General features: G+C 74.6%; 17 protein-coding genes. 5 read left to right on the forward strand and 12 right to left on the reverse strand.

Translation table 11 applies throughout. The annotated features are described in order from the left end of the window. Positions 1-57 precede the first annotated feature (57 nt). From AWQ71_RS08865 to AWQ71_RS08880, 4 genes are all read left to right on the forward strand, one after another. Positions 58-1,647 (forward strand): acyl-CoA carboxylase subunit beta, encoded by a 1,590-nt coding sequence (locus tag AWQ71_RS08865; RefSeq protein ID WP_067129551.1) that lies wholly within the window; start codon positions 58-60, stop codon positions 1,645-1,647. A gap of 291 nt (positions 1,648-1,938) precedes the next feature. Continuing rightward, positions 1,939-2,880 (forward strand): NYN domain-containing protein, encoded by a 942-nt coding sequence (locus tag AWQ71_RS08870; protein WP_067129554.1) that lies wholly within the window; start codon positions 1,939-1,941, stop codon positions 2,878-2,880. A 176-nt stretch (positions 2,881-3,056) separates the two neighbouring features. Continuing rightward, positions 3,057-4,559, forward strand: coding sequence for a DNA-3-methyladenine glycosylase 2 family protein (locus AWQ71_RS08875; RefSeq protein WP_067129557.1), 1,503 nt, complete (start codon positions 3,057-3,059; stop codon positions 4,557-4,559). Between the two features lie 65 nt (positions 4,560-4,624). After that, positions 4,625-5,128 (forward strand): methylated-DNA--[protein]-cysteine S-methyltransferase, encoded by a 504-nt coding sequence (locus tag AWQ71_RS08880; RefSeq protein ID WP_067129564.1) that lies wholly within the window; start codon positions 4,625-4,627, stop codon positions 5,126-5,128. Between the two features lie 43 nt (positions 5,129-5,171). Here the strand turns inward: AWQ71_RS08880 and AWQ71_RS08885 are convergent, their stop codons facing one another. The 12 genes from AWQ71_RS08885 to AWQ71_RS08940 all read right to left on the reverse strand — a co-directional run bounded on the left by AWQ71_RS08885 (position 5,172) and on the right by AWQ71_RS08940 (position 16,464). Then, positions 5,172-6,179: a hypothetical protein gene (locus AWQ71_RS08885; RefSeq protein ID WP_067129567.1), complete on the reverse strand. Its 1,008-nt coding sequence runs from the start codon at positions 6,177-6,179 to the stop codon at positions 5,172-5,174. After that, on the reverse strand, positions 6,176-6,865 hold the full coding sequence (locus AWQ71_RS08890; RefSeq protein ID WP_067129570.1) for a hypothetical protein: 690 nt from the start codon (positions 6,863-6,865) through the stop codon (positions 6,176-6,178). The genes AWQ71_RS08885 and AWQ71_RS08890 overlap by 4 nt, the downstream gene beginning before the upstream one ends. Before the next feature lie 80 nt (positions 6,866-6,945). Beyond that, positions 6,946-10,161, reverse strand: coding sequence for a BTAD domain-containing putative transcriptional regulator (locus AWQ71_RS08895; RefSeq protein WP_245658186.1), 3,216 nt, complete (start codon positions 10,159-10,161; stop codon positions 6,946-6,948). Further along, positions 10,158-10,568 (reverse strand): pilus assembly protein TadG-related protein, encoded by a 411-nt coding sequence (locus AWQ71_RS08900; protein WP_067129572.1) that lies wholly within the window; start codon positions 10,566-10,568, stop codon positions 10,158-10,160. Before AWQ71_RS08900 ends, AWQ71_RS08895 begins: the two co-directional genes overlap by 4 nt. A 113-nt stretch (positions 10,569-10,681) precedes the next feature. Then, positions 10,682-11,119 (reverse strand): TadE/TadG family type IV pilus assembly protein, encoded by a 438-nt coding sequence (locus tag AWQ71_RS08905; protein WP_084258717.1) that lies wholly within the window; start codon positions 11,117-11,119, stop codon positions 10,682-10,684. Continuing rightward, on the reverse strand, positions 11,116-11,547 hold the full coding sequence (locus AWQ71_RS08910) for a TadE family protein (protein ID WP_245658187.1): 432 nt from the start codon (positions 11,545-11,547) through the stop codon (positions 11,116-11,118). The genes AWQ71_RS08905 and AWQ71_RS08910 overlap by 4 nt, the downstream gene beginning before the upstream one ends. Continuing rightward, positions 11,544-11,786 (reverse strand): hypothetical protein, encoded by a 243-nt coding sequence (locus AWQ71_RS08915; RefSeq protein WP_067129576.1) that lies wholly within the window; start codon positions 11,784-11,786, stop codon positions 11,544-11,546. Before AWQ71_RS08915 ends, AWQ71_RS08910 begins: the two co-directional genes overlap by 4 nt. Beyond that, positions 11,787-12,725 (reverse strand): type II secretion system protein, encoded by a 939-nt coding sequence (locus AWQ71_RS08920; RefSeq protein ID WP_067129579.1) that lies wholly within the window; start codon positions 12,723-12,725, stop codon positions 11,787-11,789. It abuts the gene before it with no gap. Further along, the gene (locus AWQ71_RS08925; RefSeq protein WP_067130406.1) at positions 12,722-13,675 is read right to left on the reverse strand and encodes a type II secretion system F family protein; all 954 of its coding nucleotides are present in this window, start codon (positions 13,673-13,675) and stop codon (positions 12,722-12,724) included. The genes AWQ71_RS08920 and AWQ71_RS08925 overlap by 4 nt, the downstream gene beginning before the upstream one ends. Beyond that, positions 13,675-14,994: a TadA family conjugal transfer-associated ATPase gene (locus tag AWQ71_RS08930; protein ID WP_067129583.1), complete on the reverse strand. Its 1,320-nt coding sequence runs from the start codon at positions 14,992-14,994 to the stop codon at positions 13,675-13,677. Before AWQ71_RS08930 ends, AWQ71_RS08925 begins: the two co-directional genes overlap by 1 nt. After that, entirely contained in the window at positions 14,991-15,776 is a 786-nt protein-coding gene (locus tag AWQ71_RS08935; RefSeq protein WP_067129586.1) for a hypothetical protein, read from the reverse strand. Before AWQ71_RS08935 ends, AWQ71_RS08930 begins: the two co-directional genes overlap by 4 nt. Position 15,777: 1 nt before the next feature. Next, complete coding sequence (locus AWQ71_RS08940) at positions 15,778-16,464, reverse strand: hypothetical protein (RefSeq protein ID WP_067129588.1); 687 nt, start codon at positions 16,462-16,464, stop codon at positions 15,778-15,780. 413 nt (positions 16,465-16,877) lie between these two features. On the opposite strand from AWQ71_RS08940, the gene AWQ71_RS08945 reads away from it, so the two are divergent. Next, a complete protein-coding gene (locus AWQ71_RS08945) occupies positions 16,878-21,713 on the forward strand; it encodes a type VII secretion EssC family protein (protein WP_067129591.1) in 4,836 nt (1,611 codons plus the stop codon). Positions 21,714-21,786 lie beyond the last annotated feature (73 nt).

Raw genomic sequence — 21,786 nt, forward strand, 5'->3', positions numbered from 1 at the left:
ACTCCCCGGCGGGGGTCGCCCCGTGCCGGAGCGGCCCCCGCTGGTTACCCTGCGAACATGACCGCGGAACGGGCATCTGAGATCGACGTCCACACGACCGCAGGAAAGCTCGCCGACCTGGAGCGCCGCCGGGACGAGGCGGCCCACGCCGGTTCGGCGAGAGCGGTGGAGCGACAGCACGCCAAGGGCAAGATGACCGCCAGGGAGCGGGTGCGCGCCCTGCTGGACGAGGACTCGTTCGTCGAGTTCGACGCCATGGCCAGGCACCGGTCCACGAGCTTCGGCCTCGACCGGGAGCGCCCGTACGGCGACGGCGTGGTCACCGGCCACGGCACCGTGGACGGCCGCCCGGTCGCCGTGTTCGCGCAGGACTTCACGGTCTTCGGCGGCTCGCTCGGCGAGGTCTTCGGCGAGAAGATCGTCAAGGTCATGGACCACGCGCTCAAGACCGGCTGCCCGGTGGTCGGCATCAACGACTCCGGCGGCGCGCGGATCCAGGAGGGGGTCGTCTCCCTCGGCCTGTACGCCGAGATCTTCAAGCGGAACGTGCACGCGTCGGGCGTGATCCCGCAGATCTCGCTGGTCATGGGCCCGTGCGCGGGCGGCGCGGTCTACTCCCCCGCCCTGACGGACTTCGTGCTGATGGTCCGGGAGAAGTCCCACATGTTCATCACCGGCCCGGACGTCATCAGGACCGTGACCGGCGAGGAGGTGACGTTCGAGGAGCTCGGCGGCGCGCACGCGCACGGCTCCAGGTCGGGCGTGGCGCACTACGAGGCGGCGGACGAGGAGGACTGCCTGGAGTACGCGCGGGCGCTGCTGTCCTACCTGCCGTCCAACAACCTGGACGACGCCCCCGTCTACACCGCCGACACGCCGATGGAGGTCACCGGCGAGGATCTCGAACTCGACGCAGTCATCCCCGACTCGGCGAACAAGCCGTACGACATGCGCTCCGTGGTCGAGCGTGTCCTGGACGACGGCGAGTTCCTGGAGGTGCACGCGGGCTTCGCGCCGAACCTCGTGGTCGGCTTCGGCCGGGTCGACGGGCGCTCGGTCGGTGTGGTCGCGAACCAGCCGTTGAGTTTCGCCGGAACGCTCGACATCGCCGCCTCCGAGAAAGCCGCGCGTTTTGTACGGACTTGTGATGCTTTTAATATTCCGGTCTTGACATTTGTTGATGTTCCGGGATTCCTGCCAGGTACTGACCAGGAATGGAACGGAATCATCCGCCGCGGCGCGAAACTCCTCTACGCGTACGCCGAGGCGACCGTCCCCCTGGTCACGGTCATCACCCGCAAGGCGTACGGCGGGGCGTACGACGTCATGGGATCCAAACACCTCGGCGCGGACGTCAACCTCGCCTGGCCGACCGCGCAGATCGCGGTCATGGGCGCGCAGGGCGCGGTCAACATCCTCTACCGTCGCGAGCTGGCCGCGGCCGAGGACCCCGAGGCGGCCCGCGCCGGGTTCGTCCGGGAGTACGAGGACACGCTGGCCAACCCCTATCTGGCGGCCGAGCGCGGCTACGTGGACGCCGTGATCAGGCCGTCGGAGACCAGGGTCCAGATCGTCAGGGCGCTGCGCTCCCTCCGCAACAAGCGGGCGGCGCTCCCACCCAAGAAGCACGGGAACATCCCGCTCTGACCGGCCCGGAGGCGATATGCACCGGAATCGCGCGCGACGCCCCGACTCGGGAGGAACTCTCCGCACCCGTCCCGGGCGGCACTCCTGCCCCGATGTCGGGCGCAAAGAATGGGCAAACCCCGCACATGGGATGCCGAAGGGACTGCTGCGCGCTCATGGGGCTCGGCGTTCGGCCATGCTTCGGCATTAGATCAGCGGAACAGGGTGTCAACGGCCTCAAGAGTTGGGAGTATCTAGAAAAGGGGGAGATATAGTCAGCCGATCATCTAGTGACGAGTCCTGGAGGACAACATGGCCATCCCGGACCTCACCGCACACAGCATGGCTGCCAAGTACGCGGTCCTCGTAGACGTCGGTTACCTGTACGCGGCGGCCGGCGAAGTCCTACTGGGGGCGAAAGAGCGCAAAGAGTACCGAGTCGCCGCGGACGAGCTGATCCAGTCGCTGCAGAAGCACGCGCTGGAGCGCATTCCCGGCGAGCTGCTGCGCGTCTACTGGTACGACGCCGCGCGGGACCGGGTCCCGACCGTGGACCAGCGCGTGATCGCCCAGCTTCCCTGGGTGAAGGTACGGCTTGGCAACCTGAACGCGCGTGGCCAGCAGAAAGGCGTGGACGCCCAGATCCGCAGCGACCTGGAAGCCCTCGCCCGGCACCACGCCGTCAGCGACACCGTGCTGATCGCGGGCGATGAGGACATGGTTCCCGCGGTCGAGGCCGCGCAGGCATACGGCGTACGTGTTCATCTTTGGGGGGTTGAGCCGCCGTTCGGCACCAACCAGGCCGAGCGGCTGGTGTGGGAGTCCGACACCGTCGAGATATTGAGCGCCGATTTTCTCCGTCCCTACTTCAACCGCGCGCCCGTCCCCGTCCCCGTGCCCGTCACGCCCGCGCCGTCACCGGCGCAGGTGTTCGCCGGCCGTACGGTCAAGCCGGTGCCGAAGGCGCCGGTCGGGCAGATCACCAAGCTGGGGCCCGGGCGGCCGCACGTGGAGGAGGTCGGCGAGCACGTCGCGCAGAAATGGATCCTCACTCGGGGCCGCGACAACATCCGGGACCTGCTTCCCGGGCCCATCCTGCCGACCGTGATCGACACCGAGCTGCTGATCGAGGCGGAGAAGGAGCTGGGCCACTCGCTGCGCCCGTACCCGGAGGCGCGGGTGTGGCTGCGGGACGGCTTCTGGGCCAGGGTCTACCGCGAGTTCGACCTCGGGGTCGGCGTCTCAAGCAAGTGACCGCCCGGCCGCGGCAGGAGAACGCGGCCGGGAGGTGTGCGACGACCGCGGGCGGCGGGTTCCGGCGCGCCCGCGCCGGGGACGGCGGAGCGGCCGGCGCCGGGCGTGACCGGCCTCGACGGTGCGGTCCGATTTCCGCCGGTGCGTAGGGGCGGACAGGGCATAACGTCGAATACGTGAGCACCCGAGAACTTGACTTCGACTCGTGCTACGCGGCGGCCTCCGCCCGCGATTCCCGCTTCGACGGGCGTTTCTACACGGCGGTCACCTCCACGGGCATCTACTGCCGACCGATCTGCCCGGCCAGGACTCCGGCGCGGAAGAACGTCCGGTTCTACCATCACGCCGCCGGCGCCGAGGCCGCGGGCTTCCGTCCCTGCCGCCGGTGCCGCCCCGAGCTGAGTCCGGGCGCGCCCGGCTGGAACGTACGGGCCGATCTCGTCGGACGGGCGCTCCGCCTGATCAGCGACGGCGACGCCGACGACCACGGCGTCGCCGGGCTCGCGCGGCGGCTCAACGTCACCGAACGCCACCTCCACCGGCTGTTCGTCGCCGAGTTGGGCACCGGGCCGCTCGCCGTCGCCAGGACCAGGCGGCTGCTGCTGGCCAAGCAACTGCTCACCGAGACACACCTGCCGATGACCGACGTCGCGTTCGCGGCGGGCTTCGGCAGCGTCCGCCAGTTCAACGCCGCCATGAAGGAGTCGTACGGCTTCGCCCCCGGCGACCTCAGGAAGGCGAACGGGCCGATGGGCGGCGCGCCGGGATCGCGCCTGCTCCCCCACGGGCTCACGCTGCGGCTGCACTACCGTCCTCCCTACGACGCGGCGGCGCTGTTCCGCTATCTGGCCGCCCGCGCCATTCCGGGCACGGAGGCGGTCACCCAGCCGGACGAGCAGAGCGAGGGGAGCTACCTGCGGGCCGTCCCCGGCGGCTGGATCGCGCTGGCCCCCATGGCCGACCACATCCGGCTCACCGTATGTACCGGCGACACGCGGCAGCTCGCCCGGATCGTGGCCCGCTGCCGCCGCCTGCTCGACCTGGACGCCGACCCCGAGGCGATCGCCGCGGTGCTCGGCACGACGTCCGTCGGCCCGCTGGTCGAACGGCGTCCAGGGCTGCGCGTGCCGGGCGCGTTCGACGGCTTCGAGCTGGCCGTACGCGCCGTGGTGGGGCAGCAGATCTCCGTCGCCGGGGCGCGGACGCTGCTCGGCCGCATCGCGGCCCGGGCGGGCACCACCACCACCGCGCCCGGCCAGGACGGGGCGGACGGTGAACCCGCCTCGCCGGTGACGACGCTCTTCCCGACGGCCGAGCGCCTCGCCGAGGCCGACCTCGACGGCATCGGGCTCACCCGGCGCCGGGTCGCCACGCTGCGGGCGCTCGCCGAGGCGGTCGCCGAGGGCCGGATCGACCTCGACGGCGCCGAGGACGTCCCGGAGACGACGGCCAAGCTGCTCACGATCCCGGGCATCGGCCCGTGGACCGCGAGCTACGTCGCGCTGCGCGCGCTCGGCGACCCGGACGCCTGGCCGGGCGGCGACCTTGTGCTGAAGAAGACCATGCAGTGCCTCGGCATCCCGGCCGATCACGCGGAGCGGTGGCGGCCCTGGCGGGCGTACGCGGCGCTCCATCTGTGGAGCTCGACCTCCGACCCGGCCGCCGTCTGCGCCATCTGAAGAACATCGGACAAGAACGCCAGACAGGAGGGAGCGGCGGGCCGGTCCGGCCCGCCGCTATCGAAATGATCGTTGCTCAAGTGCTGTCCACCCCCGTGGGTCCGATGAGCGTGCTCGCGCGGAACGGCGTCGTCGTCGCGGCCGGGTTCTGTCCGGACCCCCGCGACCAGTTCGTCCGCCTGCCGGCCGCGCTCCAGGAGCTGCCGCTGGTCGAGGGCGACCTCGGCGACGTCGCGCAGGCCGTCCGCGCCTATCTGGACGGCGAGCTCGACGCCCTGGACCGGGTCCCGACGACACAGCCGGGAACTTCGACGCGGCAGCGTCTCTACACGGCGCTGCGCAGCGTGCCCGCCGGCACCACCGTGTCGTACGGCACGCTGGCCGAGATGGCGGGGCTGCCGAAGACGGCGGCCCGGGCCGCGGGGTCGGCGTGCGCGCAGAATTTGATCGCGCCGTTCGTCCCGTGCCACCGCGTCCTGCCCACGACGGGCGGGTTCGGCGGCTACTACTACGGCGTGCCGGTGAAGGAGTGGCTGCTCGCCCACGAAAGCCGCCGGCCCGCCTCCTGACGACAGGGCCGCCGGCCGGGGCGCGGCTACGGGCCCCCGGCCGTCAGCCGGTGACGACGGACTGGACCTCACCGACGGGGACGTCCCTGGTGACCGTGGCCCGCAGCGGCGTGTACGCGATGGGCGCACCGCCCTGGCCGACCGCGCCGGTCACCGGCCACACGGCGGTGACGGTCATGGTGTACACCTGGCGCGGCAGGTCGATCGAGGCCCTCAGGTAGCGGACGCCGCAGGTGAAGTCGCCGCCCTTGGCGTACGGGTGCCCGGTGGCGCCGCAGCTCTGGCGCACCTCGGCGCGGTCGGACGTGGTGCCCGCGTCGATCTCGATGTTCTTCAGCGTGGCGGTCACCGTCGCGCTCATCACGCCGGGCAGGGTGGCGGTCACCGAGCGGGTCACCGGTCCCGCGCCGTCCAGCCAGACCCAGGTCGGCAGGTTGACGAAGCTCCGGGCGTCCGGGCTGAGCTTGAGCTTCGGCTCGGGGACGGTCAGCGCGGCCCGCGCGATCTGCAGCAGTTCCTCCGGGGTGATGCCCGCGGGAGGGGTCTGGCCGTTCTGCACCCACACGGCCGGGGTGAGCGCGCCGGCGCAGGCCAACCCGTTCGGGTCGGCGTCGTTGTACGCGGGGCGCCACCAGCGCCCCTCCTGCCCCAGCTTGTCGCGGTAGCGCTGGAGGAGGCCGTTCGTGTCCCCGCCGGAGCCGGCGAGGTCGGGGTCGGCCCCCAGCGCGTGGCGCAGCGCCTCGTCCTGCTCGCGCACCATCTCATCGGCGTTCTTGTACGGCTCATACCAGCAGGGGCGCGGGATCCGATAGCCGTCGCCCTTCGCGCCTCCGCCGCCGAGGCCGTTGCCGGACAGCACGATGGAGGAGTTCCTCAGCCGGATCCCGGCGGTGCGGCCCTCCTGGAACCCCTCGGCGGTCGGACGGCCCGGCCCCGGAGTCGGAGCCGCCGACACGGCGGCGCGCGCGGCCGGAGACAGGGACAGGACCAGGGCGAGGGGCAGGGCCAGAACCGCGGCCAGGGGCCGGGACCGGGCGGCGGACGATCTCATCGGACGCACCTCTTCGCGGACGCGGCGGGATAGGTGGCGAGGCGGAACAGCCTGACCCGCCAGACGCCGTGCTCGTCCCGGCCGATCGACCCGGCCCACAGGTAGGTCGAAAGCGGCGGCCGGGTCCAGCCCGGCTGGTCCGCGATCGGCTGCCCGGCCAGGTCGGTCATCCGGATCCCCGACTCGTCCACGCAGCCGAGCACCAGCACGCCCATCCGGTCGCCGATCGTGACCTCGGAGTCGATCCGCAGCGCGTAGAGCCGGGCCACGCCGCGCGCGGAGCGTCCGCGATCGCGGAACGCGTTCAGGCGGGTCGCGATGTCGCCGACGGCGCTCTCCTCCACCTTCTGGAGGTAGGAGCGGTCCCGTCCGCCGCTGGTGACGGCCCGCCACATGGCGGTGTAGCTCTCGGCGTACGTGCGGAGCGCTCCGGCCACGTGGGGGTCGGTCCCCGCGGGCCACTCGATCTCGACGCGTACTCCGTCGCCGGCCGCGACCCGCTCGGTGCCCGGGCCGATCGGCGACTCCGTGGGACGGCCGGGGCCGGCGCCGGGCGACGTCCCGCCCACGGCGGTCGCGAGGGCTCCGGCCGGCTCGAACCGCGGCTCCGGGTGAGACGGGGCGCAGGCTGCGGCGATGAGACCGCCGGCCAGCACGGCGGCGGCGAACCGGACGTCACGTCGCACCGGCGGCCTCCTCACCGCGGAACGCGGGTACGGCCGGCCCGCGCCCCCGCCGATCCGCCGCCGGGGCCGTCCGGAGCTCGTCACGCGAGCCGCGGGGCGCCGAGGTCCGACGCGAGGTCGCGGCGCCAGTCGGGGAGCAGCTCATCGATCAGCGCCTCCGTTTCGGGAGCCATGCCGCCTCCGTACGGATGGGAGGCGGCCCTTCGGTGCAGGCCGTCGACCACGGCGCGCAACCGCGTGGGGTCGCCCGTGGCGTGCGCGGCCCGCAGCAGGTCGCGCCACAGGCCCTCGTCGTCGGCGGCGAGGAGCAGCCCGGCCCGGGCCGCCGCGACCGCCGACTCGGCCTCGCCGCGGGCCAGCCGCAGCTCGCCGAGGCGGTGCGCGGCGTCGGCCACGGCCGCGGTGACGTCGTACTCCAGGGAGTCGGCGGCGAGCCAGGCGTACCGGCCCGCCGGACGGCCGGCCAGCAGCGGCCCGCGCACCAGCCCCACCGCCTTCTCCAGGAGGAGGACCTCCGCCTCGGGATGCTGGTCGCGGGATCGGCGGACCAGCTCCTGGAACAGGTGCCAGTCGCTCCTGATCTCGGGGCCGAGCCGCAGCCGTCCCGAGTCGTCCCGCTCGACGTGGGGGCGGCCCTCGTCGTCGGCGCCGAGCCAGTCGACGACGCGGGCGATGGCGGCGTCGCGGACCGCCGCCTGCGCGCCGCGCGGCCACAGGACGCCGCCGAGCACGACGGGGTGGACCCCCGCCGGGTGCGCGGCCAGGTAGACGACCATCTCGTGGGCGAGCGCCGCCCTGCCCTCCTCCAGGGACGGCGCCGGGCCGATCTCGATCGGGCCGAGGATGCGGACCTCGATCGACGGGGGCGCGTCGGGCACCCGCACCTCGGGCTCGGGCAGCGGCTCGCCGTCCATCCGCTGGGCCGTACGGAACAGGTCGACGACGGCGGCGTAATGGCGGCGCGGGAGGAGCTGGGCGTCGACCTCGAAGCCGAGCGCGTCGATCCTGGCCCGGTCGTCGCCGGTGATCTCCCAGGTCCAGGTCGCGTGCGCCGTGCCGCCCGCCACGACGTAGCCGGTGGCCGTACGGGTGGCCTTGCCGAGCATGGCGAGGCGGCGCGCCTCGTCCTCGTCCGGGCGGATCGCGGAGAGCAGGTAGTGGGGCGTCCAGGCCGGGTCGGCGACCCGGGAGCGGACCCGCCCGGTGAGGACGTCTCCGCTCTCCCGCGCGGCGCGTTCCTCCAACTCGGGCAGGACCTCGGCGAGGCTGCCCGCGACGCGGATGCGGTCGGGGGCGATCAGGGTGAGCTCCTCGCCGAAGCCGACGAGGGTGAGCCGCATGTGATCCGACCAGCGGTTGGTGGCCAGCTCGACGGCGAGCGCGGACATGGCGGCCACGGTCTGCGGACCCTCCATCGCGACGACGCCCTGCGCGGCCTCCAGGTCCACGAGGACCCGGCCGCCGTCGGCGGCGCCCAGCGAGACGAGCCCCGGGTACGGAGCGGGCGCCCCGGCGACCTCCCCCTCGTCGATCCGGCGTCCCTCCTGGGCGGGGAGCCGCCAGACCTGCCCGCCGTCGCACGCCTCCCAGGGCGCGGGCGCGTCCAGGTCGGCGGGGTGGATCCACAGGTCCAGCCCCCTGCTGGACAGGTGGACCGCGTAGATCGTCGGCGGACGCCGGTCCTGCTCGGCGAGCAGCCGGCCCAGCAGACGCAGGCCGAGGTCGAGCATGCGGCTGCCCGGCGCGTCGGCCCCGAGGCGGATCGCCACCTCGGCCCGCGCGGCGTCCCCTCGCGGCGGGACCACCCGGCGGCCGAACGCCCGCCGCCAGAGCTGCTCCCTGCGCCGCCGTCCGAGCAGGGCCAGCAGCCCGGCCGCCACCAGCGACGCCGCCGCGAGGTAGTCGGCCAGGTCGAGCCCGGCGTCGTCCTCCTGGGCGTGGCGTCCGGACAGGGAAGGCTCGCCGTCCGTCCGCCTCTCCTGCGACGGGTGCAGCGAGCCGTCCGACGAGCGGGACGGCGGATGGCCGGCGGTCTCCTCGCCGCGCCACTCGGGCAGGGCGGGCGGCGGCAACCGGACCTCGTCCTTTCCCGCCCTCGCGTCGCCCTTCGCGTCCATGTCGTGGCCCAGGCCGTCGCTCAGGTCACCGTGCGTGTCGGACGGCATCCGGGGGTGGTGGTCCAGCGTGACCGGCCGGTCCTCATCTATCGGGACGATCAGGACGTTCCGCGCGTCGTCCGGCATGTCGAGGACCCATCCGGGCCGGATCAGGTCGGCCATCCGCAACCGGCTGCCGTCGGGCTGCTGCTTGTGCTGGTTGAGCCGGAAGATCTCCGGATAGCGGCGGCCCTCGCCGAGACACTTCTCGGCGATCTCCCAGAGGCTCTCGTGGTGCCGCCCGTGCGGGGGTTGCACGACGTAGACCTTCTTCACCTCGCGCGCCTGCAGCGGCGGCCGGTCCTCGGCCGTGACGACCGGCGCCGACAGCGTGGCGGCCTGCGGGCGGATCGCCGGCGGCTGGCCTCCTCCCGTCACGGGCCCGATCACCGGGCCGGCCACCGCCGCCGCGGCGAAGAGCAGCAGCACGGCTGAGACGAGCCGGTTGGCGAGCGCCTGGGTGCCGCCGGACAGGGGCACCCGCGCGGGCATGCCCACCCGGCGGATGCCCGCGTACACCTCCGCGATCACGCAGACGAACAGCTGCAGCCAGGCCAACCACACCAGCAGGACGAGGATCGCGGTGACCGTCTCGGGGCCGACGTCGCTCGTGAGCAGGTCGAGGTCGCGCAGCTCGGGCCGCAGCGGCGGCCCGGCCAGCCGGATCAGCGCGTACGGCACGCCGCCCACCAGGGCGACCAGGGCCAGCAGCGCGGTGATCCCGGCGAGGACGTCGCGGGCCGTACGGCGCGGCGGGATTCGGGCCGGGCGGCGGAGCGCGGACCGGCGGCCGGGCTGCCGGTTCGGGTGGCGGCCGGGGTGTTGGGGCGCGCCGAAGGCGGGCCGGTCGCCTTCTCGCGTGGCGGACCGGCCGGGCCGCTCGGGCCCGTCGCCGTACGGCATGGAGGAGCGCGGCCGCTCCCGGGTGGAGCGCTCCGATTCGCCGCCGTACGACCGGGTGGAGCGTCCGTCCGGCGGCGCGGGGTCGCGGGACGGCGGGAACGCGGGCGGCAGCGGCGCGCGCTGCCCGGGAGGGCGGCCGCCTCCGGGAGGGCGCCCCCCGCCCGGCGGGCGTCCCGCTCCCCTGGGCCGGCGCGGCGAGTCCGAGCCGCGCGACCACGAGTTCCCGTCATCGGTCATACGTCCCCCGCGTCCCCCGCGTCCGGCCCGGCGGTGGCGGTCGCCGCCGCCTCCGAGCCGCCGAATCCGAGCATCGACAGGAAGATGGCGTCCCATCGCACGCCGACCTCGACCGTCACCTCCGCCTGGCCCCCGCCGATCTCGCACCGCCTCATCTGTACGTTCGGGTCGTCGTGGGCCGCCGCGATCTCGCGCGCCCGGCCGCACACCGTGCCCTCGTCGGCGAGCAGCCGGACCCGGCCGTCGGCCCGCAGCGCCTCGACGTCGATCTGGTCCGCCGCCGCGCGCGCGGCCTGCTCGGCGACATCGGCCGCCCTGAGCCGGGCGTTGATGGCCGCGCCGCCGTCCACGAGCAGCCCCGCGAGCAGGAACACGGCCACGGAGAAGACGACCACGAAGACCGACATCGACCCCCGCTCTCCTCCAGGGGTGGTGGGGTGTCCGCTCGCTCGCCCCCGGTGAACGTGTAGGGACAGCGCCCTGGACGACGGGACGCGGCCGAGCCGGTCGGGTGTCGTGGTCACTCCACCCTCCGGAACTGCTCCAGCGGCGCGACGGACGTCCCCTTCATCCGCCGGGCCGCGCCGAAGCCGAGGAAGTCGAGGTTCAGCTCGCACGTCACCGCGACGTGGACGACGCCGCCTTCCTTCCACTCGGTGCCGGACAGGCCGACCTGGGGGTCGCACTCGCCGGAGAGCGCCGCCTTGGCCGTCTCGGCGGCGGCCGACTCCGCCTCGGCCCGGGTCCGCTGGACGGACGCGGCGCGGGCCGCGTCCCTGGCCGCGCCGTTGACCTCTCCCTGCGCCTCGACGACCCGCCCCGCGCCCACGAGGAACATGAGGAAGAGCAGGAGGACGGGCGCGAGCATGACCGTCTCGACCGTCATCGACCCGGCGTCCGGGGGGCGGCGGCGGGCGGTGGCGGCGCGGGCGGGCGGGCGCCGTACGGACCGGGTCACCGGCAGCCGTCCGAACCGTCGTCGGGGCGGAAGCACTCGATGGGTCCGCCGAAGTCGGACGTGACGGTGAAGGTCAGGTCGGGCAGCAGCGGCACCACTTGTACGGCGCTGCCGGTGACCTCGACGCCGCGCTGGTCGCCGCGTTCCCAGGCGCGCGCCGTCGCGTCGCGCAGGATCTTGGGCCCGATGGCGCGGACGATCTGCTCGGCCTTCGCCTCGGCGGCGGCCTGCCAGTCACCGGACGTCCCGGCGGCGCGGGCGATCCTGGCGCCTTCCCTGGCCGCGGCGTCGGCCACCTGGCGTCCGTGGAACCAGAGCGCGAGCTGTACGACGAGCAGCACCACGGCCAGCACGATCGGCATGATCATGGCCAGCTCGATGACGGTCGCCCCGCGCTCGCCGCGGCGCCCGCTCGCGGGGCGTGTCACTGATCGCCTCCGGTGAAGACGCCTCCCCCGTCACCGCCACCGCCGCCACCGCCGAAGTTGGAGGTGATGTCGGCCTCCCTCTGGGAGACGAGGTTCTTGATGAGGGTGGCCAGGCCCAGGGCGACCCCGGCGATGATCGCCGTGATGATCACCCATTCGACGGCCGAGGCCCCCTTGCTCGGCGCGTTACGGGCGCGCTCGATCCGCACGTGCAGCATCGCGATCAAATAGGTGAGCATCTACGCCCCCAACATCTTCATGGCCGCCGGGAAACTGAGAAAAATCACGAAACCGGCGCACAGCAGGAGCTGGGCCACCAGCATCGACTGGGATCGCTCCCCCGCCTTGCCCTCGACCTCCGCGAGCTCGCGCCTCCGCAGGGTGGCGGCACGCGCGCTCAGCGAGGAGCGGACCTTGGCGCCGTCGTCGGCGACCAGGCCGAGCGCGGCCGACAGGTCGCGCAGCTCGTCCACATTGATCTCGTCGCCGAGCCGTCCGAGCGCCTGCCACGGCGTGATGCCGACGATGCGGGCGTTCCCGAGCGCCTCGCGGATGCGCTCCATCGCCCAGTTGGCGCCCGCGCCGGGGGTCCCGTCCGGGCTGCCGACGGCGACCGCCATCATCAGCGCCTCCGGTACGCCGCGCCCGCCCGCGAGGTTCATCGCGACGAGGTCGAGGAACGCGCCGACCGCGTGCCGGAAGTCGCGGCGGCGTACCGCGGCGTCCCGGCGGATCTGCAGGTCGGGCAGCAGGAAGAAGGCCGTGGAGACCGCCAGCGCGGACCAGAGCGGGATGCTCAGCGACAGTCCCCACCCCATCAGTGCGAGCCAGCCCACGAGCAGCGGGAACACCAGGAGCCCGGCCGCCGCGAGCAGGACCTTCGTCGCCAGGAAGCCTTCGAAGGACTTGCCGAGCAGCGCCAGGTCGGCCCGGACGGAGCGCGCCTCCCACCCCCTGGCGGCGTAGAGGCGGGCGAGGCGCAGGCCGAGGTCGCGGCGGAACGCGCTGACGTGCTCGTCCGGCGCGATGAGCGGCGCCTTGGGCAGCTCCGCGCCCGCCTGCGCCGCGTCCAGGGCCGTCAGCCGGGCGAACAGCCCGGGCCGGGGTGGGAAGAGCGCGCGGAAGAGCAGGAAGAGCCCCAGGCCGAGTACGGCTCCCGCCAGCGCGGGCTCGGTCATCGCACACCTCCCGTCCGGAGCGGACGGCCGCCCCTTCCGTCCCCCGGGTCCTCCGCGTCGCGTCCGGCGTCGCGCGGCTCGCCGCCCGGCCCCGACGTGTACGGCGCGAGGATCCGGGCGGGCTTGTCGAAGCGGGCCAACCGGCGCATCCACGCGAACCCGGCGCCGAACAGCCCCGCCACCACGACGAGGACGGCCTGGCCGAGCAGGCTGCCGTACTCCGCGACGTACGAGCGGTTGAAGACCACCAGCGCGGCGGCGAAGGCGAGCGCCGTACCGACCACGATCTGCACGCTCTTGCGGGTGGAGCGGCGCTCGGCCTCGACCCGCCGCCGCATGTCGAGCTCCTCGCGGGCGGACACGGCGAGCGCGGACAGCACGTCGCGCAGGCCGGGGCCGCGCAGCCGCGAGTTGAGGATCAGCGCCGCCACGACGAGGTCGGCGGAGGGGTCGTCGAGCTCGTCGGCGAACATCCGCAGCGCGTCCCCCAGCGGCATACGCGAGTGCAGCCGGTCGACGAGGGCGAGCAGGTGCGGCCGGAGCATGGGCGCGGCCGCCCGGATGGAGGAGGGGATGGCCTGTTCGAGCCCGGCCGCGCCGGCGATGGTGTCGCGCAGCGACTCGGTCCACGCGGCCAGCCCTTCGAGGCGCCGCATGGCGGCCCGCTCCTCGGCCGCGCCGCCGGCCAGGCCGCGCCAGGCGAGCACGAGCAGCACGGCGCCCACACCCATGACCGGCCACCCCGTCACCAGCAGGACGACGACTCCGGTGATCACGCCGACCGCGGTGCGGGTGGAGAGGGTCCTGAGCAGCTCGCGGCGGGCCGCCTTCCGGTCCGGCGCGGCGGGCCGGGGGCGCATGCCGTACAGGGCGAGGACGAGGAGGAACAGGCCGCCGCCGGTCAGCGCACCGGCCAGCAGCACCAGCGGATCGAGCAGCCCGGCGGGCATCAGCGCCACACCTCCCGCGTGGGGTCGTAGCCGTGCGCCGCCAGCTCGTCGAGGCAGGAGATCGGGGCATGGGGGACGACGCGGTCGCCAGCGGCGGTGAAGACCTCCGAGGACAGCACCCGCCCGTCGCAGCCGGTGACCTCTCGGACGCTGGAGACGAAGCGCCGCAGCGTTCCGCCGCGGTGGTAGTCGTTGCGCTTCTCGATGAAGACGACGAAGTCGATCGCGCCCGCGATGAGCATGTGGGTCGCCTCGATGGGGAGCCGCTCCTCCGCCTGGAGCGCGTACGTCGCGATGCGGTTGAAGACCTCCATCGAGGAGTTGGCGTGGATCGTGGAGAGCGAGCCGTCGTTGCCCTGGGTCATCGCGTTGAGCATGGTGACGATCTCGTCGCCGAGGACCTCGCCGACGATGACGCGCGAGGGGTTCATGCGCAGGGACCGCCGTACCAGCTCGGCCATGGTGATCTCGCCCTGGCCCTCGGAGTTGGGCAGGCGCTGCTCGAACGCGACCACGTTGGGGTGGAGTTCGGGGAACTGGTCGAGGCCGAGTTCGAGCGCGCGCTCGACGGTGATGAGCCGCTCGCTCGACGGGATCTCGTTGGCGAGCGCCCGCAGCAGGGTCGTCTTCCCCGCGTTCGTCGACCCGGCGAGCATGATGTTCTTGCGCGCGGCGACGGCGGCGGCGAGGAACCGGCCCAGCTCGGGGGCGAGCGTGCCGTTGCCCACCAGGTCGCTGAGGAACACCTTGCCGAGCCGGGCGCGGCGGATCGACACGGCGGGCCGCACGGTGACGTCCATGACGGCCGACAGGCGGGACCCGTCCGGCAGCCGCAGGTCGAGCTGCGGGTTCGCGGTGTCGAACGGCCGGGACGACAGGCCGGAGTACGCCGCGAGGATCTGGATGAGCTCGATCAGCTCCTCGTCGGAGTCGGCGACGGGCTCGTGCGCGACCTCCTGGCCGTCGGCGTAGCTCACGAACACCCGGTCGCAGCCGTTGATGTCGATGTTCTCGACCTCGGTGTCGTCGAGGAACGGCTGGAGGCGGCCGACGCCGAACAGCGCGGCGTGGATGCCCGCGGCGAGGGCCTCCTCCTCTTCCGCGGTGGGCGGGGTGCGGCCGACGCCGATCTCGCCCCTGGCGTACTCCTCCAGGACCTGGGCGATCAGGGCGCGGGCGAACTGCCGCTCGTCCTCACCGGTCATCGGGGGGATGCCGCTCGCCTGGTCCAGCCGCCGCTGGTGGGCGAGCCGGTCGCCGACCTCCTGGCGGAAGCGCTTCACCAGCGTGTGGTCGACGCCGCCTCCCTGCCCGCTCATCGGCCCGCTCCGCCGCGCCCCGCCCCGCTGTGGTCCGGCCGCCCGGCCGGCTCACGCGGGGACAGCAGCGCGGCCAGCCGTCCGGCCAGCTCACGCGCGGTGCGGATCAGCAGGCTGCGGTCGAGCCGCCCGCCCCACTGACCGCGCAGCAGTTCGGCGCCCTTGGGGTCGTACGCGAGGCCGGCCACGAAGGCGACGTCCCAGGGCGCGACGATGCGCCGGACCTCCTCGATCGAGGCGCGGTACGACCGGGGGTCGGCGATCACGACCACGACGGGCCGCCCGTCCAGCAGGGCGAGCCGTTCGCGCAGGTGGGCGACGTGGTCGAGGCTCGGCCGGGTGAAGAGCACGACCTGGGTGGCCTCGGCGACGAAGTCGCCCATCTCGGCGTGCCCGCCGAGGCGCCCGCAGTCGGCCAGGACGTCGGCGCGCGGCAGCACGGCCAGGGACCGGCCGAGCGGCCCCCACAGCCAGGTGAGGCCGCCGGCCTGCTCGCCGTGGGTCAGGCCGGTGAGGACGTCCAGACCGCCGACGAGCTTCTGCGTGTGCTCGTAGATCTGCTCGGCGTGCAGGCCGTGCCGGGCCACCGCTCCGAGGCTGAGCAGGCCGCGTGCCGGGTTCAGCACGCCGCCGTCCTCGGCGGGCAGCCGGTAGGCGAGGTCGCCGCCGGACGGGTCGCATTCGGCCAGCAGCACCGGGCGCGGCCAGACCGCGCCGAGGGCGGTCGCCGCGGTCGTCACACCGGGCGCCCCCTTGTCGGCGGCGAGGACGATGAGGGCCACGTCACCCGGCTCCCGGCAGCACGGCCAGCGCGATCTCCCCGCTGGAGGCGTACACGGCGACGGCGGGCGAGATGGACGCGTCGACCACGATCGAGACGAGCCCGCCGCCCGACCTTCCGGGCGCGCCGATGCCGTGGACGCGGGCGGCGGGCGCGAGCACCCGCTGCTCGGCCGACCCCTTGCCGCTCGCCGGGACGTAGATGACCTGGACGACGTCGCCCTTGCCCATGCCGACCGGCGCCTGGCCGGCCTTGAGCGACAGGCCCACGATGGCCTTGCCCGGGCCGAGTTCCTCGCTCGACCGGGTGACCATGGCGTTGGTCAGCAGCGTGCCGGGGAGCAGGGTGACGGCGGCGTAGGTCTTCTCGACCTCGCCGCGGAAGCGCCAGGGGACGTAGTCGACGCCGGTGTCGGCGATCTCGACCTCCTTCATGGCGGAGGCCGGGATGAGCTGCCCCGCGCCGACCCGCTGCACAATGCCCACGGCGGAGACGCGGTCGCCGCTGCGCAGCACGAGCAGCGTGGTGGCCAGTGCCCCGCCGAGGATGAGGAGGACGGCGAGCGCGGCCAGCGCGGGCTTGCGCTCGCGCGGCGGCACGGGGAGCCCCCGCGAGGCCGGTCCGGACAGCCCGGGACGCTCGTTCGCCGGTACGCGTCCGTCGGAGGCGGGCTTCTCGCTGATCCTCATGGGTGGGGGACTCCCAAGGACGATCGCTTCCGCTACTGAAATGAGGGCCGGATTAACGGTCGCGCCTTCATCCGCAGTATTGGTCAGTTCGAATTACAGAATTGACACCATTATGGACACTCACGCGCTTCCGTGTGGCCGGAAACCGGCCTTCCATGCTTATCCGTTAGGAATACCGGTGTCAATGCCGGCCTGATCAATGCCTGTTTACCACTATCCCTTTCCAGTGGTTGAATTTCGTGATAAGAAGCACTCTGTCCGCATTGATCACATTGGTTCCGCCGGCCCGTACGCCCCCGGCCGTACGGCGGGGAAGGCCGCCCGGCGTTTCCCGGGAACCGGGAGATATCCGGGGGCGGCCCCGCTAGCTTGTCCTCGGCCGGGCCAGAGGGCGGCCCCTTGGGAGTCTGAGTATGCGGATCACGCTCACCGTGGTGGCCGAGCACGGCCACCGCGACGTGCTGGTCGAGGGCGACGAGTCCACCACGGTCGGCGCGCTGGCCGGCGCGCTCGCCGGCCCGGCCCGCCCGTCCAACGTCGTACGGCTGCCGCCCGCCAGAGCGCCGTACGACCTGGACCGGGGGCGGCGCCGCCGGGCCGAGGGCCCGAAGCTGTGGGTGGACGGGCGGCCCCTCGACCCCGGCGCCCGGGTCTTCGGGCTGATCCGCGACGGCGACCTCGTCGCGCTCGACGGCGTCGCGGCCGCGGCGACGATGGCGGAGGAGCCGGACGGCGTGATCGAGCTCCGGGTGGCCGGCGGCCCCGGAGCGGGTTCCGTCCACCGGCTCGGCCCCGGCCTGCACACCCTGGGATCCGACCCCGGGTGCGCGGTCGCCGTACCGGATCCCGCGCTGCCGCCGCACGCCGCGACGATCCGGGTCGCGCCGGACGGGGTCTCCGTCGAGCCGGCGCACCCCGCCGCCCGGCTGGAGCTGGACGGCCGGCCGGTACGCGAAGCGACCCCATGGGCCGCCCGCCGTACGCCGCCGAGCCCCGCCGAGGCGTCCGGCGGGAGCGTCCGGCGCGCCGCACGACGCCACGCCAGGAAGGCCCGCCGAGCGGGCAAGGCAGGCCGGGGAATCGATGCGGCGGGGCGCGCCGGCCGCGACGAGGCGGCGGGCCGGGGAGCCGCCCGGGACGTGCGCCGGGTCCTGCTGTCCTGCGGCGTCTCGGTGTTCTCCGTCGGCCCGGTGGAGCCGCCGGACGCCCACCTGGACGCGCTCCCCGACGGCGGGCTGGCCTACAACCGGCCCCCGCGGCTGCGCGCCCCGGACCGGCGCCCGCGCCTGGAGGTGCCCACCGAGCCCAAGCGGGCCGAGGGCGCCCGGCTCCACCTGCTCGCCGCGCTGCTGCCCGCGGTGTTCGGCGTGGGCATGGCCGTGGCGTTCCACAACGTGTACTTCCTGCTGATCGCGCTGATGAGCCCGTTGATCATGTTCGGCCAGTGGGCGAGCGACCGCAGGCACGGCAGGAAGAAGTACCGCCAGGCCGTCAAGGCGTACCGCGGGCGGCTCGCGGCGTTCGAGGCCGAGGTGGCGGAGGCGCGCGAGGAGGACGAGGCGGCCCGCGGGGAGGCCGCGCCGGACCCGGCCGAGATCCTGCTGACCGCGACCGGGCCGCGCCGCCGCCTCTGGGAGCGGCGGCTGCACGACCCGGACAGCCTGCGGCTCCGCGTCGGGCTGGCCGACCTGCCCGCGGACATCGCGTACGCGCCCGAGCGCGGAGCATCCGCCGACACCGAGCTGCCGGAGCCGCCGCTCGCGCGGCACGTGCCGGTCGCCCTGGCGATGCGCAGGCTCGGCGTGGCGGGCGTGACCGGTCCGCGGGAGGCGGCGATCGGCTCCGCCCGCTGGCTGGTCGGGCAGGCGGCGGCCCTGCACAGCCCCAGGGACCTGGCCGTCGTCGTCCTCTCCGCGCACGCGGACGCCGCCGACCAGTGGGGCTGGGTCCGCTGGCTCCCGCACTGCGCCGCGGAGGGGGGAGCCACCGGGGCCGCCTCCCTCGTGTCCGGCTCGGTCGCCCTCGTCGGCGCGGACCCGGAGGCCGCCGCCCGCCGGGTCGCCGATCTCGCCGCGCTCATCGGCGAGCGGCTCGACCCGGCCGAGACCGCCCCGTCCGGCGCCGCCTCGGGCCCGTTCGGCGGGCCGCTGTCCGGGGGCCCGGCGGGCTGGGGGGACCTCGGCCGGGCCGGGAGCTCCCGGCCCGAGGAGGCGGCCGAGCCGGCGTTCGCGGCGTACGACGAGCGGCCCTGCGACGTGCTGGTCGTCCTCGACGGCGCCCAGGTGCTGCGCGGCCTGCCGGGGATGCCGCAGGTGCTCAGGCAGGGCCCGCGCGCCGGGGTGTACACCGTCGCGATCGACGACGACGAACGGCTGCTCCCGGAGGAGTGCGCCACGGTCGTGTCCTGCGACCCGGACGGGTCGGTACGGCTCCGCGGCGGCGGGCTGGACGCGATCGGGCCGATCCGGGCCGACCAGGTGTCGGCGTCGTGGGCGGAGCGGCTGGGCCGGGCGCTGGCCCCTCTGCGCGACGTGAGCAGGGACGACCAGGCGTCGGCGCTCCCCGAGTCGGTGCGGCTCCTCGACCTGGTCGCCGCCGAGGGCATCGCGCGGCGGTGGGGGCGCTCCACCCGCGCCGTCATCGGCGTCGGCCCGGACGGGCCGTTCGAGATCGACATCAGCCGGGACGGCCCGCACGCCCTGATCGCCGGGACCACGGGCGCGGGCAAGTCCGAGCTGCTGCAGACGCTGATCTGCTCGCTGGCCGCCGCGAACCGGCCCGACGAGATGACATTCGTGCTCATCGACTACAAGGGCGGCGCCGCGTTCAAGGAGTGCGTACGGCTGCCGCACACGGTCGGGATGGTGACCGACCTGGACGGCCACCTCACCCAGCGGGCCCTGGCGTCGCTGGCGGCCGAGATCCGGCGCCGGGAGCGGCTGCTCCTCGCCGCCGGAGCCAAGGACATCGAGGACTACCAGGCGGCGCGGTTGTCCCACCGGGCGGGGAAGGCCGTGCGCGAGCTGCCGCCGCTGCCCCGGCTGGTGCTGGTCATCGACGAGTTCGCCGCGATGGTGTCCGAGCTGCCCGACTTCATGGACGGCCTGGTCGACATCGCGCGGCGCGGCCGTTCGCTCGGCATCCACCTGGTCCTCGCCACCCAGCGGCCCGGCGGCGTGGTCACCGCCGACATCCAGGCGAACACGTCGCTGCGCATCGCGCTGCGGGTGACCGACGCCAGAGAGTCCGACGACGTGATCGACACCCCCGACGCGGCCCGCATCTCCAAGGCGACCCCCGGGCGCTGCTATGTGCGTTCCGGCTCCGGCCAGCCCGTCGCCGTACAGGCGGCGCGGATCGGGGGGCGCACGCCGGACGGCGGCGACGGGGACGGAAACGGGAGCGGCGGCCCGCGGGTGATCGACCTGCCGTGGCGGGCGCTGGGACATCCGCTGCCCGCCGCGGCGCAGGCCGCGCCGACGTCCGGCACGGACCTGGCTCTATTCGTGGACGCGATCGACGCGGCGGCCAGGGGCGTCGCGCGGTGTCCGAGCCCGTGGCTGCCGCCGCTCCCGGAGACGGTGACGCTGACGCCCGAGCGCGGCGTGGACGGGCGGCCGCCGGAGCCGGGCGGCGCGCCGTCGCTGCCCTTCGGGCTGACCGACCTGCCGTGGCTCCAGGCCAGGGGCCCGCTCGGCCTCGACCTGGAGCGCGGCGGCCATCTGCTGATCGCCGGGTCGGCCCGGAGCGGGCGTTCCACGGCCCTGCGCACGATCGCGGGGTCCGTCGCCGCGTGGGCCTCCCCCGAGGACGTCCACCTGCACGTGATCGACTGCGGGTCCGGCGCGCTGCGCCCGCTGGTCGGCCTGCCCCACTGCGGGGCGGTCGTCACCCGGGACCAGCTCGACCGGGTCGAGCGGCTGCTGTCCCGGCTGCGCGAGGAGGTGGGCCGCCGCCAGCAGCTCCTCGCCGAGGCCGGGTACGCGTCGCTGGCCGAGGCCAGGGCCGCGTGCGCGCCCGGCGCGGCCCGGCTCTCCGGGCCGTCCGGGGAGCCGCCGGTCGGGCGGCTGCCGTGGCTGGTGCTGCTGCTCGACCGGTGGGAGGGCTACGTCGCCGCGTTCGAGAACTACGACTACGGGCGGCTCCTCGACGCGCTGCTGCAACTGCTGCGCGAGGGCCCCGCGGTGGGGCTGCGCGCGATCGTCACCTCCGACCGGTCGGGGCTGCTCGGCCAGATCTCGACCGTGTTCGAGGACCGCCTCGTGCTGCGCCTGGCCGACCCGGCCGACTACGGGCTGGCGGGGCTGCCGGTGAAGGACCTGCCGTCCTCCCTGCCGCCGGGGCGCGCCCTGTCCCTCGGCGAGAACGGACTGGTGGAGAGTCAGATCGCGCTGCTCGCCGACGACCCGTCCGGCCCCGCCCAGGTGGCCGCCCTGCAGGCCCTCGCCCGTACGGCCGCCGCCCGGTTCGGCGGGGACCCGGAGCGGAAGGGAGCGTGGGCGTGGCGGTCCGCGCCGCCGCTGCGCGTGGACGCGCTGCCGGTCCGCGTCACCGCCGAGACGGCGATGGAGCTGGCTCCGGCGTTCGAGCCGCCCTCGCCTCTGTGGGCGCTGCTCGGCGTGGGCGGGGACGCGCTCGAACCGCTGGGGCTGGACCTTCTCGCCCAGGGGCCGGCGGCGGTGGTCGGCGGCCCGGCCCGCTCCGGCCGGTCGTCGTGCCTGGTGACGGCGGCGCGGTCACTGGCCGGGCGGGGGACGCCGGTCCTCGTGGTCACGCCCCGCCGGAGCCCGCTGCGGGCGCTGGCGGGGGCTCCCGGCGTGCTCGCCGTACTGGACGGCGAGGCCAGGAAGGTGGCGGGAGCCGAGCCGGACGGGCCGTCGGACGCGCAGGACCCGCGCACGATCCTGGACGGCAGGCGGGAGTACGTGGTGATCGTCGACGACGCCGAGCTGATCTCTCCGGACTCGCCGCTCGGGCTGGCCCTGGAGGAGATCCTGCGCTCCGCCCGGGACGGTGAGCACGGTCTGCTGATCGCGGGGGCGACGGGCGACCTGGCGACGGCCTACCGGGGGTTCGCGGCGGAGGCGCGCAAGTCGAGGACCGGCCTGCTGCTGTCGGTGCAGAGCCCGGCCGACGGCGACCTCTTCGGCGTACGGCTGCCGCGCGGCGCGGTCGGCGGCCCGCCGGGACGGGGACTGCTGATCACCTCGGGGACCGCGACCCCGATCCAGGCCGCGCTCCCCGGATGACGGGGGCGCGGCCCGGACCGGAGCCGGGAAGCGACGGCGAGACGGCATCCGTCCCGGGCACGCCGGACGACGT

It is taken from the genome of Microtetraspora malaysiensis, assembly GCF_001528665.1.
GTDB lineage: Bacteria > Actinomycetota > Actinomycetes > Streptosporangiales > Streptosporangiaceae > Microtetraspora_A > Microtetraspora_A malaysiensis.

Bases quoted from the DNA above. Each gene is read 5' to 3' on its own strand.
- AWQ71_RS08945 (WP_067129591.1), top strand. From the start codon at position 16,878: ATGCGGATCACGCTCACCGTGGTGGCCGAGCACGGCCACCGCGACGTG.
- AWQ71_RS08895 (WP_245658186.1), bottom strand. From the start codon at position 10,161: ATGACCGATGACGGGAACTCGTGGTCGCGCGGCTCGGACTCGCCGCGC.
- AWQ71_RS08940 (WP_067129588.1), bottom strand. From the start codon at position 16,464: ATGAGGATCAGCGAGAAGCCCGCCTCCGACGGACGCGTACCGGCGAAC.
- AWQ71_RS08915 (WP_067129576.1), bottom strand. From the start codon at position 11,786: ATGCTCACCTATTTGATCGCGATGCTGCACGTGCGGATCGAGCGCGCC.
- AWQ71_RS08870 (WP_067129554.1), top strand. From the start codon at position 1,939: ATGGCCATCCCGGACCTCACCGCACACAGCATGGCTGCCAAGTACGCG.
- AWQ71_RS08865 (WP_067129551.1), top strand. From the start codon at position 58: ATGACCGCGGAACGGGCATCTGAGATCGACGTCCACACGACCGCAGGA.
- AWQ71_RS08900 (WP_067129572.1), bottom strand. From the start codon at position 10,568: ATGTCGGTCTTCGTGGTCGTCTTCTCCGTGGCCGTGTTCCTGCTCGCG.
- AWQ71_RS08885 (WP_067129567.1), bottom strand. From the start codon at position 6,179: ATGAGATCGTCCGCCGCCCGGTCCCGGCCCCTGGCCGCGGTTCTGGCC.
- AWQ71_RS08925 (WP_067130406.1), bottom strand. From the start codon at position 13,675: ATGCCCGCCGGGCTGCTCGATCCGCTGGTGCTGCTGGCCGGTGCGCTG.
- AWQ71_RS08930 (WP_067129583.1), bottom strand. From the start codon at position 14,994: ATGAGCGGGCAGGGAGGCGGCGTCGACCACACGCTGGTGAAGCGCTTC.
- AWQ71_RS08920 (WP_067129579.1), bottom strand. From the start codon at position 12,725: ATGACCGAGCCCGCGCTGGCGGGAGCCGTACTCGGCCTGGGGCTCTTC.
- AWQ71_RS08880 (WP_067129564.1), top strand. From the start codon at position 4,625: ATGATCGTTGCTCAAGTGCTGTCCACCCCCGTGGGTCCGATGAGCGTG.